At 69.7% G+C, this 11833-nt stretch carries 10 protein-coding genes; 2 read left to right on the forward strand and 8 right to left on the reverse strand.

The annotated features are described in order from the left end of the window. Positions 1–62 precede the first annotated feature (62 nt). The 7 genes from IE134_RS11620 to IE134_RS11650 all read right to left on the reverse strand — a co-directional run bounded on the left by IE134_RS11620 (position 63) and on the right by IE134_RS11650 (position 8434). Positions 63–1301 (reverse strand): glycosyltransferase family 2 protein, encoded by a 1239-nt coding sequence (locus tag IE134_RS11620; protein WP_189430462.1) that lies wholly within the window; start codon positions 1299–1301, stop codon positions 63–65. Between the two features lie 185 nt (positions 1302–1486). Further along, entirely contained in the window at positions 1487–3598 is a 2112-nt protein-coding gene (locus IE134_RS11625) for a hypothetical protein (protein ID WP_229823503.1), read from the reverse strand. 226 nt (positions 3599–3824) lie between these two features. Beyond that, positions 3825–5324, reverse strand: a complete 1500-nt coding sequence (locus IE134_RS11630; RefSeq protein WP_029182535.1) for a bifunctional cytidylyltransferase/SDR family oxidoreductase — start codon at positions 5322–5324, stop codon at positions 3825–3827. Between the two features lie 309 nt (positions 5325–5633). Further along, positions 5634–7070, reverse strand: a complete 1437-nt coding sequence (gene obgE, locus IE134_RS11635; protein WP_030708325.1) for a GTPase ObgE — start codon at positions 7068–7070, stop codon at positions 5634–5636. Positions 7071–7227: 157 nt separating this feature from the next. Then, a complete protein-coding gene (rpmA, locus tag IE134_RS11640) occupies positions 7228–7485 on the reverse strand; it encodes a 50S ribosomal protein L27 (RefSeq protein ID WP_006124388.1) in 258 nt (85 codons plus the stop codon). 14 nt (positions 7486–7499) lie between these two features. After that, the gene (rplU, locus tag IE134_RS11645) at positions 7500–7820 is read right to left on the reverse strand and encodes a 50S ribosomal protein L21 (RefSeq protein ID WP_010062939.1); all 321 of its coding nucleotides are present in this window, start codon (positions 7818–7820) and stop codon (positions 7500–7502) included. Positions 7821–8035: 215 nt separating this feature from the next. Beyond that, entirely contained in the window at positions 8036–8434 is a 399-nt protein-coding gene (locus IE134_RS11650; protein ID WP_189430384.1) for a peptidase inhibitor family I36 protein, read from the reverse strand. A gap of 161 nt (positions 8435–8595) precedes the next feature. Here IE134_RS11650 and IE134_RS11655 point away from each other — a divergent pair, with 161 nt between their 5' ends. Both IE134_RS11655 and IE134_RS11660 read left to right on the forward strand, forming a co-directional pair. Beyond that, positions 8596–9198 carry an acyltransferase gene (locus IE134_RS11655; protein ID WP_097986822.1) on the forward strand — a complete coding sequence of 201 codons (603 nt, stop codon included), beginning with the start codon at positions 8596–8598 and terminating at the stop codon, positions 9196–9198. A gap of 142 nt (positions 9199–9340) precedes the next feature. Continuing rightward, positions 9341–10561, forward strand: a complete 1221-nt coding sequence (locus IE134_RS11660; RefSeq protein ID WP_189430386.1) for an acyltransferase family protein — start codon at positions 9341–9343, stop codon at positions 10559–10561. Here the strand turns inward: IE134_RS11660 and IE134_RS11665 are convergent. Further along, complete coding sequence (locus IE134_RS11665) at positions 10548–11831, reverse strand: nucleotide sugar dehydrogenase (RefSeq protein WP_032785019.1); 1284 nt, start codon at positions 11829–11831, stop codon at positions 10548–10550. The genes IE134_RS11660 and IE134_RS11665 overlap by 14 nt on opposite strands. Between the last annotated feature and the right edge of the window lie 2 nt (positions 11832–11833).

Genomic DNA, 11833 nt, shown 5'->3' on the forward strand with positions numbered 1-11833 from the left:
CCATGTTCGAGGGCTGACCGGGAGCCCCGGCGAGGGCTCCCGGTCAGCCCTCGAACTCCCGGTCAGACGCGGTGTGCGCGGGGGGTGCGCAGGGCGCTGAGCACGGTCCGGCGGGCCTTGCGGACCACTCGCCGGGCGAAGGACGGGCGGGGCCCCCGCTGCGGCGCCTCGATCCGCCGTCCGCCGACCCATTCCGTGACGGTCACCTCGTAAGCGCTGTCGGGGAGCACGGAACTCTCGCCGAAGTGCGGGTAGGCGAGGTGCGGACGGGGCGGGTTTCCCCGGCGGACGATCTCGGGCTCCTTCTTGTCGCGCAGGAAGGCGGCGATCTCCAGGAGCAGGTCGAGCCGGCCCGCGGCGAGGCACATCAGCCGCAGCCGTTCGTTCACCTTGAGGTTGCGGCCGAGCCCCGGCGTCCAGTACGCCTTCATCAGGGGGGCCGCGAGCGCCATCTTCCGCTCGTGGACCTTGGCCTTCTGCTTCACCAGTCCGGGGCCGAACTGCGGCAGCAGGGTGATGACGAAGGGGCGCACCATCAAGGCGTCGCGCCGGGGGCCCGGGGGCACGTACTCGGCGATGAGCCCCATGAGGGCGCGGGCCGAGTCGAAGCGGCGCTGGAAGCCGCCCTTCTTGGTCATCTGGTTGCGGTCCTCGCGGCCCACCAGGTAGTAGCAGGTGTAGTCGGCGACGACGGAGATCCCGTTGCCTCGCAGATACGCCTCCATCGTGAACAGGGCGTCCTCGCCCGTCTTGAGCTTCTCGTCGAAGGCCATGCCGAGGCGTACGAGCAGGTCGCGCCGGAACAGTTTCTGCGCGCTCAGGGTGAACTTGATGTTGGAGGAGTACAGGTCGGCGCGCTCGACGGTCTCCCCCCACATCGACTTCGCGGCACCGCGATTGACGCCGACGATCTTCCCGAGGACCACGTCCGTGCCCGCCCGGTCCCCCATGGCGACCATGCGCTCCAGGGCTTCCTCGCCGAAGTAGTCGTCCGCGTCGAGGAAGAAGACGTACCGGCCGCGGGCGAGGTCGAGGCCCCGGTTGCGCGGGCCGCCGGGTCCGCCGGAATTCGGCTGCCGGACGACTCTCATGGGGATCGCGGTCCGGGCGGCGAACTCCTCCAGGCAGGCGCCCGTGCCGTCGGTGGAGCCGTCGTCGATGGCGACGATCTCCATGCGGTCCGCGCCGATGGTCTGCGCCTCGACGGACTCCAGGCACCGGACCAGGTAGGGCATCGCGTCATACGCCCCGATGATCACACTGACATCGGGCTCGTGGTTCTTCCTGGGCATGTCGACCATGTGCACCTGTCGATTTGATCACGAAAGGAGGCAGATTGCCCGACTATGCAACTTTTATGCATCAACATGCCGAACGACCCGTACATCCCTCCCTCAGGAGAGACGTACGGGTCGCGGTCGGGGTTGCCTGCTTTTCAGCCAGTTCGATCAGATGTACGGCGTGCGACCGTACGACTGCATAGCGCTCAGCGCACGGACGGGGTCCCCTCGCTGAGCGCGGCCTTCGCCTCGCCCTCCGCCGCGTCGGCCTCCGGAGCGTCCGGGTCCGCCGTGGCGTCGGCCTCGACGGCCGCCTGCGGATCGCCGGTGCCGACGCCGCTGGTGACGGCCTCCGCGTCCGGCACCGCCACGGCCTGCTCACCGATCCGCTGGGCGGCGGCCAGGTTACGGGCCTCGGCCTTGGCCGCCAGCGCCCGTACGGCGGCGTTGAACTGCTCCATGGAGGTCGGCTCGTCCGGCCCCAGGAGGTAGGTCTTCAGCTCACGCCGGGCATCCGCCAGCGCGTCCGCCGCCGGGTCGGCCACCGCGGCCAGCAGCGCGTCGAGCTCCTCGGCGCCGTTGGACAGGATGACCGCGGCGCGCACCGCGGTGTTCTGCCGCTTGAACTCCGCGGCTCCGAGCGCGGCCGAGTCGGTGACCGCGTACGGCTTGCCGCTCGCGATGAAGTCGGAGACCACACTGGAGATGTCCGAAACCATGGCGTCGGACTCGTTGAAGCAGTCGTACAGCTTGGGCTGCGCGCCGGTCACCGTACGGTGCTCCCACCAGCCGAAGGAGCGCCAGTAGGCGTCGTTCCACTCGGCCCTCAGGCGTACGGTCTCCGCCTCGCGGACCGGGTCGGCGAGCGAGAGCCGCGACTCCTCCGCGTCGTCGCCGCCCGCGCGGCCGGTGGCCGCGAGCTGCGCGAGCCGCGCCTCGATCCGGGCCAGCTCGGCCTTGGCGGCACTCTGCCCGGCGGCGGCCGACGATGCCTCCTTCGCCCAGCGGGGCTCCGCCGCGCGCTCGGCGGCGGCCTTCTCCAGCATGGCCCGGATCCGGGCGTTGACGGCCTTGGCCTTGGCGCTGCGGATGCCGGTGAACGGGTGCGGCTTGTAGATGATCCGGACCGGGTCGGCGGCGTTCAGCAGCCGGCGCACGATGTTCTCGCCCGCCAGCAGCAGGGAGGTGTTGCCCGGGTTGTCGTCCCAGCCCTCCCAGGTGGGCGCGTACAGCACGGTCGGGATGGGGTTCTTGACCGTTCCCGTCCAGCTCTTGATGGGCTCCAGCTGCGGGCGCCCGACCTCGACGATGTCCTCGTCGCGGATCCCCACATCGGCCAGCGCGTACCGGTCGCGGCCGGCCCGGCCCGCCGTCCACACCTCGTCGTACACCTTGGAGTAGGGGTTCACGCTGGCGAGCTTGTCGCTGTCGCCGTGGCCGATGAAGACGTGCTTCATGGTCGGCACGCGCAGGATGTGGATGTTCTTGCCCACGTTCGCGGGGTAGAGGCAGACCCGCACCGTGGAGAGGTCCAGGTTCATCAGGTGGGTCCCCGCCGGGACGCAGATCACCGGGACCGAGGTCTCGGCGAGCTGCGGGACGAGACCGCGCTCCCGCATGATGATCAGCGGGCGGCCCTCGACCCGGCTCATGGTCTCCAGCCACATGTTGCCCTGGTAGGCGGACTCGTTGGAGCCGGAGAAGTAGAGCACGACCGTCGGCTGGTACTCACGCAGCCAGCTGTCGACGGCCTTGAGCACGGCGGGGGCCGGAGGAGCCAGCCGGCCGCGGCGCACGTACGGGACGAGCAGCGCGAGGGAGAGCAGGGCCAGCAGCAGCGTCAGGCCGATGCCCGCATAGCCGATGACGTCCTCACCGGTCCCGGCGGCGATCAGCACGCCCACCACGGCCGGAATGTCGAGGTGCAGCATCTTCTCCGCGGAGCGCCGCATCAGCGCGCCGGGCGGGGCGTCGGGGATGCGGACCGCGTGCAGGTCCACGTTGCGGGTGACGACCGGCATGGTGCGGCGGAGCCGGATCAGGGTCGTCATGGCCCCGTGCGGCGCCTGGAGCCCGTAGAAGAGCAGGAAGCAGGCCACCGCCGCGTAGAACAGCGGCGACTCGGCGAGGTCCAGGCGGGCCAGCAGCAGGATGACCATCAGCTGCCGGAGCAGGAAGCGGATCGACAGCCCGGCGCGCACCTTGCCGAGCCGGTTGATCAGATAGCTCCCCCGCTGGTGCAGATACCAGTCCGCGACATACGTGACAGCTGTGGGCGCCGCGAAGAACCAGACGTTCGGAATGAGCGCGGCGAGCATGACGCAGGGATATCCCAGCCCCATCAACACTGCTGCCGCCAGTTCTGACCTGCTGCCCACACGGGCCAGGCGAATGGCTGTCGAGATCACGAAGAACCTGCTCCAGGGGGTGCCGGTTGATTCACGTATTGGCGGAAATGTGAAGGTGCGGCTTCACGCATTCGGGCCTCTGCCATCGCGGAAAGCGACGAACAGAGGCCCGGAAAAGCACATTTGTCAAGAATTATTACACATCTGCTTGACGGTCCAGCACGGAGGCCAGGGCCTGCTCGAAGCCCGAGGACTCGGCGGCGCCCGCCGTCGGGTCCTGCTGCCGTACGTCGATGACATGGCCGGTCAGCTCGGAGAGCAGGACGTCCAGCGAGGTGCGCGCGACGGCCTCCGAGGAGAGCAGCGAGCCCTCGGGCTCCTGGCCGAACGCCTTGGTCCGCATCGGGGTCGCGGTGCGCTCCGGGTTCACACAGTTGACCCGGATGCCCTCGCCCGCCCACTCGTCGGCGAGCGCCTGGGTGAGGTTGACCATGGCGGCCTTGGTGGAGGAGTAGAGGCTGTACTCGGCGCGGCCCCGGGTGTAGCTGCTGGAGGTGTAGAGCAGCAACTGGCCCTGGGTCTCCGCCAGGTACTTGTACGAGGCGCGGGCGATCTGCACGGGGGCCAGGTAGTTGACGTTCAGCGCTTCCTGGATCGTCGTGTTGTCGGTCTCGGCCAGCTTGCCGATCCGCAGCACGCCCGCGGTGTTGATGACGTAGTCGATCCGGCCGGTCTCGCCGTACGCCTTGGAGAGCGCGTCGTCCACGTGCTCCGGGTTCTCCACGTGCGTTCCCGTGGTGGAGCGGCCCAGCGCGTAGACCTTGGCGCCGTAGCTCTCGGCGAGGGCGGCGATGTCGGCGCCGATGCCGTACGAACCGCCGAAGACGACGAGGGTCTTGCCGGTGAGCAGCTCACGGTAGGCGGCCTCGTCGGCCTGGCGCGGGGCGGCGGTGGAGGCCAGCTGGAAGAGCTTGTCGGTGATGAAGACGTCGACCGGCTGGGTCACCTTCATGTTGTACTCGTCGCCCGCGACCACGTAGATCGGTACGTCGGGGAGGTACTTGAGGACCACCGAACAGTCGTCGGTGGCCTGGAAGTTGGGGTCCCCCGCCGCGACTTCGTACGCCTTGCGGATCGTGGAGAGCTTGAAGGCCTGCGGCGTCTGGCCGCGGCGCAGCCGGGAGCGGTCGGGCACGTCGGTGATGAACTCGCCGTCCTCACCGTGCGTACGCGTCACGATGATCGTGTCCGCGGACGGGATGGCGACGTCGACGGCCTGGTAGCGCTCCAGCGCGTCGACACAGTCCGTGATCACACGCTGTGACAGCAGGGGGCGGACCGCGTCGTGGAAGAGGACGTTGCGGTCCTCGCCCTCGGCGAGACCCTCGCCGAGGGCCGCGATGGCGCGCTCGGTGGTCTCGTTGCGGGTGGTGCCGCCCTCGATGATCCGGGTGACCTTGCGCAGTCCGGCCTTCGCGACGATCTTCTCGACGTCGGGGACGAAACCGGGCGCCATCAGCACGATGACGTCGTCGATGCCCTCGGCGTTCTCGAAGATGGTCAGCGTGTGCTCGATGACGGCCTTGCCGGCGATCTTCAGCAGCTGCTTGGGGATCGAGAGGCCGACGCGCTGACCGGTGCCACCGGCGAGTACGACCGCTGTGGTCCGGGGCTTGGCTTCATGCGGCACAGACACAGACGACCTACCTTGCTATGACGGGGGAACAGTGTGATGGTCGCACTCTCCGTGACCGTCTCGCAAGGTGGACGTCGTCCGTCGCTCGTCCCGCGGATACCCGCAGTTCACCCTCTGGCCAGGGAGGTTGGGCGCTCCGGGGGTGTTGCGCGGGGTGACCGACCCCACAGATGTGTTGCGTAATCGGCACATGAGCAGCACGTGCACCCGGTGTGACCGGCGGAAACCGCCGACGCCCGGCCCCGAGGCTACCGGACGGCCCGCCTCCGCAGAGACGGGCCACCGGTCACGGCCCTGGAAGGGGTTCGACTAGAAGGGGTCGAACTCGTCGTATTCCTTCTGTGCGTCGTCGCGTTCGGCCTCGCGGTCCCTGCGGCGCTGCGCCGCGGGGCGCGGGGCCTCCATGCGGTGGTCCTCGCCGCGGCGGCCGAGCATCTCCGCACCGGACTGCATGGTCGGCTCCCAGTCGAAGACGACCGCGTTGTCCTCGGGGCCGATCGCGACGCCGTCGCCGGCCCGGGCGCCGGCCTTGACCAGCGCGTCCTCGACGCCGAGGCGATTGAGCCGGTCGGCGAGGTAGCCGACGGCCTCGTCGTTGTTGAAGTCGGTCTGGCGCACCCAGCGCTCAGGCTTCTCACCGCGCACCCGGTAGAGGTCCTCGCCCTCGGCGGTGACCGTGAAGCCCGCGTCGTCGACGGCCTTCGGGCGGATGACGATGCGGGTCGCCTCCTCCTTCGGCTTGCTGGCGCGCGCCTCGGCGATGATCCCGGCGAGCGCGTAACTCAGCTCGTTGAGGCCCTTGTGGGCGATCGCGGAGACCTCGAAGACGCGGTAGCCGCGGGCCTCCAGGTCGGGGCGGATCATGTCGGCGAGGTCCTGGCCGTCGGGGATGTCGACCTTGTTCAGGGCGACGATGCGGGGCCGGTCCTCCAGGCCGCCGTACTGGCGCAGCTCCTCCTCGATGATGTCGAGGTCGGAGACGGGGTCGCGGTCGGACTCCAGGGTGGCGGTGTCCAGGACGTGCACGAGCACCGAGCAGCGCTCGACGTGCCGCAGGAACTCCAGGCCGAGGCCCTTGCCCTGGCTGGCGCCGGGGATGAGGCCCGGGACGTCGGCGATCGTGTAGACGGTCGAACCGGCGGTGACGACGCCGAGGTTCGGTACGAGGGTGGTGAACGGGTAGTCCGCGATCTTCGGCTTGGCCGCGGAGAGCACCGAGATCAGCGAGGACTTGCCCGCGCTCGGGTAGCCGACGAGGGCCACGTCGGCGACGGTCTTGAGCTCCAGGACGATGTCGCGGCTCTCACCCGGCTCGCCGAGCAGCGCGAAGCCGGGGGCCTTGCGGCGGGCCGAGGCCAGCGCGGCGTTGCCGAGACCGCCGCGGCCGCCCTGACCGGCCACGAAGGTGGTGCCCTGGCCGATGAGGTCGGCGAGGACGTTCCCGGCCTTGTCGAGGACGACGGTGCCGTCGGGGACGGGCAGGACCAGGTCCTGGCCGTCCTTGCCGGAGCGGTTGTCGCCGGCGCCGGGCTGGCCGTTGGTGGCCTTGCGGTGGGGGTGGTGGTGGTAGTCGAGCAGCGTGGTCACGGACTGCTCGACGACGAGGATCACGTCGCCGCCGCGTCCGCCGTTGCCCCCGTCGGGGCCGCCCAGCGGCTTGAACTTCTCACGGTGTACGGAGGCGCAGCCGTGGCCTCCGTTACCCGCGGCGGCATGCAGCTCGACGCGGTCCACGAAGGTGGTCATGGTGGGTGCCTCCAGATAACAGGTGCAGGTGGAGCGGAAAAAGCGGAATTGTCTCTGTCGTAACACGCCGAGGGCGGACCCGCTTCCCCGTTCGCCGGGAAAGCTGAGATCCGCCCTCGGAAGGTGCTGTGTGTCGTTCTGCGCGCGTCGAGAGGACTCAGACGGCGAGCGGAACGATGTTCACGACCTTGCGGCCGCGGTGCGTGCCGAACTCCACCGCACCGGCGGTCAGCGCGAACAGCGTGTCGTCGCCGCCACGGCCGACGCCCGCGCCGGGGTGGAAGTGGGTGCCGCGCTGGCGGACCAGGATCTCACCGGCGTTGACGGCCTGACCGCCGAAGCGCTTCACGCCGAGCCGCTGAGCATTGGAATCGCGCCCGTTCCGAGTGGACGATGCGCCCTTCTTGTGTGCCATGTGTTCTCAGTCCCTTACTTCGCAGCCGTGGGGATACCGGTGACCTTGATCGCCGTGTACTGCTGGCGGTGACCCTGGCGGCGGCGGTAGCCGGTCTTGTTCTTGTAGCGAAGGATGTCGATCTTCGCGCCCTTGTGGTGGTCCACGATCTCGGCCGTGACCTTGATGCCGTCCAGCACCCACGGGTCGCTGGTGACCGCGTCACCGTCGACAACGAGCAGGGTCGAGAGCTCGACCGTGTCGCCAACCTTGGCAGTGGAAATCTTGTCAACCTCAACGATGTCGCCGACAGCAACCTTGTGCTGGCGACCACCGCTGCGCACGATGGCGTACACGCGGATCTCTCTCTCGCTCGGAACGGAACCCCTGATGCCAGCCGCCCGCACGGGCCGGGGCCCGTGTCGATCCGGAAGGATGAGCGGCCTCTCCTGGCGGACGGCGCGAACACCGACCGTTACCGGGAGGGATGTGCTCAGGGGTGGGCGCGTTAAGGAAACACACCGAGGGTCAAGGTTACGGGGCGGGGGTGTGGGGGTCAAACCGGGCCCGGTCACCCCCAGGGCTTGGCATTCCCCATGCAGACCTGGTCGTAGTACTCGCCGCCGAGTCCGTCGACGCCTATGCGGCTGCTGAAGCCCCCGGCCGGGAACGTACGCGCCTCGCGGAACCACGGGTACTTGTCGTGCGGCACCCACACGATGGCCTTGACCGGGAGGTTGTTCTTGTAGGAGGCGATCCAGTCGAAGTCGTAGGAGGACGTCGAGAAGCAGGAATTCGTGCTTCTGCTGGAGATCTTCTTGCCGGTGAAGCTGGACCCGTCGTAGACGCAGAGGGCATCCGACGCACACGCTCCGGCCGCCTGGGCCGAGGGGGCTCCGGCCAGGAGGCTGCCCGCCACCAGTGCCATACCGGACACCGTGGTCGCGGCTCTCTTCGTCCAGCTGCTCATCCGCATGTTCCTCTTCCGTCTCTTCCGTCAAAGGGCAAGCACCCAAAGGGTGTTGAGCAGGCAGCCTAGCTTTCGGGCATGCCCGGCACAGCGGAATATCCAGGTGGTCGTATGCTCGCCGGACAGCACGGCTCAGGTGTTTCTTCCGGAAGGCGCAGTACGTGAACTACAGGGTCCAGCCCACCGCCCAGGTCGACGAGACCGCCGAGATCGGGGACGGCTCCAGCGTCTGGGAGCTGGCGCAGATCCGCGAGGGAGCCAGGCTCGGCGAGGGCTGCGTCGTCGGCCGGGGTGCCTACGTCGGCACCGGGGTGCGCATCGGTGACAACGTGAAGCTGCAGAACTACGCCCTCGTCTACGAGCCCGCAGAGCTCGGTGACGGCGTCTTCGTCGGACCCGCCGTCGTCCTCACGAACGACCACAACCCGCGATCGGTCGACCCGGACGGCAAGCAGAAGCGTGGCGGCGACTGGGAGGCCGTCGGCGTGAAGGTCGCCGAGGGCGCGTCGCTCGGCGCCCGCTCGGTCTGCGTCGCGCCGGTCCGTATCGGCCGGTGGGCGATGGTCGCGGCCGGTGCCGTGGTCACCAAGGACGTGCCGGACTTCGCCCTGGTGGTCGGTGTGCCCGCACGGCAGATCGGCTGGGTCGGCCGGAGCGGGGTCCGCCTGGTCGCACGCGAGGGCGAGCCGGGAGTCTGGGAGTGCCCGCAGAGCGGGGCGGTGTACGAGGAGAAGGACGGGGTCCTCGGGGAGCGCGCCGCGTAGGCCCTCCGCGCCGCAGGAGTACGGGCCGGGTCCACTGGCTGCGGCCCGCTCCGGCGGTGTCTCGGTGTGCCCCGGACTCTCCGGTCGTTCCCCGTGGGGTGCCTTACTGTGGTGCCTTTCCGGGCGAGCCGAACGAGGCACCATGAGCCAGATCGAGGTCAAGGTGGCCGATGCGTCGGCCATACCCGCAAAGGTGGGGCACCAGGGTTCCGGCCCGTCGGCCACGCCGCGGCTGTACGCCCTGGACGCCCTGCGGGTGATGGCCGCGCTGAGCGTCCTGGCCTTTCACTACACCGGCGTGGACGCGGCGACCGCGGCCAACTGGGGGGTGAACCCCCGGGAGCTGTTCCCCTGGCTGTTCCCCGTGACCTCGTACGGTTCGTACGGGGTCCAGCTCTTCTTCCTGATCAGCGGCTTCGTCATCTGCCTGTCGGCCTGGGACCGCAGCCCGGGCCAGTTCGTCCGGGCCCGCTTCCTGCGGCTCTTCCCCGCCTACTGGTTCTCGGCGGTCGCCGCGTTCGTGGTCTGGCGGGCACTGCCCGACGGGGCGCGCACCGGGCCGAGCATCAGCGAGTCGCTGACGAACCTGACGATGCTCCAGGTCCCGCTCTCCGCCCAGCATCTGGTGGGCGCCTACTGGACCCTGTGGGTCGAGCTCACGTTCTATCTGATCTTCCTGCTGGTGATCTGGAAGGGGCTCGACTACCGGCGCGTCTCGGTCTTCTGCTGGCTGTGGCTCCTGGCGAGCGTGCTCGTGCAGCAGCCGGGGAACCAGGTGCCGATCCTCGGGATCTTCGCGCAGCCGCTGAACACCGCGCTGTTCGTGAGCGGCATCGCGATGTATCTGATGTACCGCTTCGGGCCCGACCTCCAGCTGTGGGGGCTGCTGGCCGCCGGCTGGCTGGTGATGCAGAGCGATCTGGTCCAGCACGCCGACGGCCTCCGGCACGACCGCGGCATGGACCGCGACCCGTACATCGCGCTCGCTCTGGTCACCGTGTTCTACCTGCTGGTGCTGGCGGTCGCCCTGCACAAGCTGGACCGAGTGGGATGGCGTGGGTTCGCGCCCGCCGGGGCCTTGGTCTATCCGCTCTACCTGCTGCACGAGGAGCTCGGCTGGGCGGTGATCCGCAGCCTGTACGGAAGGCTGGGCGCCTGGCCGACCCTGCTGCTCACCGTCGCGCTGATGATCCTGGCGGCCTGGCTGCTCCACCGCCTGGTCGAGCGGCCGTCCCAGCGGTGGCTGCGGAGCCGGCTGGCCCGGGAGGACCGGGACCGGGCGGACCGCGGCACGCCGAAGAGCCCCCGGCCGGATGACGGCGGAGGCTCCTCGGTCCTGCCCGGCGGTGTCAGCCGCCGATGACGACGCGGCGCACGCCGGCCCAGTTGGCCGGGTCCGTCGTGCGGCGGCCGTCGACCAGGACGCGGACGTCCGGAAGGTCGGCGGCGGACAGCTCGCGGTACTCGGCGTGGTCGGCCTGGAGGACCGCCGCGGTGACGGCCTGGCCCTCGTGCGGGACGAGGCCCAGAGCGGTCAGCTCCTCCGGGGTGTACATCGGGTCCGAGACGAACGGCACCGCGCCCCGCGCCTTCAGCGCCTCCACGACACCGAAGACACCGGAGAAGGCGGTCTCCTTGACGCCGCCGCGGTACGCCGCGCCCAGCACCACGACCCCGACGCCGTCCAGGTCGCCGTACGCGGCGGCCAGCAGGTCGACGGCGTAGGCGGGCATCGCGGCGTTCGCCTCGCGGGCCGAACGCACGACGGTCGCCTCCGGGTCGTTCCACAGGTACATCCGCGGGTAGATCGGGATGCAGTGGCCGCCCACGGCGATGCCGGGCTGGTGGATGTGGCTGTAGGGCTGGCTGTTGCAGGCCTCGATGACCTTCTTGACGTCGATGTCGTTCTGGTCGGCGAACCGGGCGAACTGGTTGGCCAGACCGATGTTCACGTCGCGGTAGGTGGTCTCGGCGAGCTTCGCCAGCTCGGAGGCCTCCGCCGTACCGAGGTCCCAGACGCCGTTCGGGCGGGGCAGGTCCTCGCGCTCGTCGAAGTCGAGGACGGCCTCGTAGAAGGCGACGCCCGCGGCGGAGGACGCCTCGTCGATGCCGCCGACGAGCTTGGGGTAGCGACGCAGGTCGGCGAAGACCCGGCCGGTGAGCACCCGCTCCGGCGAGAAGACCAGGTGGAAGTCCTCGCCGGGGGTGAGGCCCGAGCCCTCGGCCAGCATCGGCGCCCAGCGGGTACGGGTGGTGCCGACCGGGAGCGTGGTCTCGTAGCTGACCAGGGTGCCGGGCTTGAGGCCGGCCGCGATGGCCTTGGTGGCGGCGTCCATCCAGCCGAAGTCCGGGGTGCCCTCGGCGTCCACGAAGAGCGGGACGACGACCACGACGGCGTCGGACGCGGCGACCGCGGCCGTGGTGTCCGTCGTCGCGGAGAGCAGGCCCGCGCCGACCGTCTCCTTCAGCTTGACGTCCAGGTCGTGCTCGCCGGGGAACGGCTCGGTGGCCGCGTTGACGAGTTCGACGACCTTCTCGTTGACGTCCGCGCCGATGACCTTGTGGCCCTTGGCGGCGAACTGCACGGCGAGCGGAAGCCCGATCTTGCCGAGCGCCACTACACAGATGTTCATCG

It is taken from the genome of Streptomyces rubiginosohelvolus (assembly GCF_014649875.1).
Lineage (GTDB): Bacteria > Actinomycetota > Actinomycetes > Streptomycetales > Streptomycetaceae > Streptomyces > Streptomyces rubiginosohelvolus.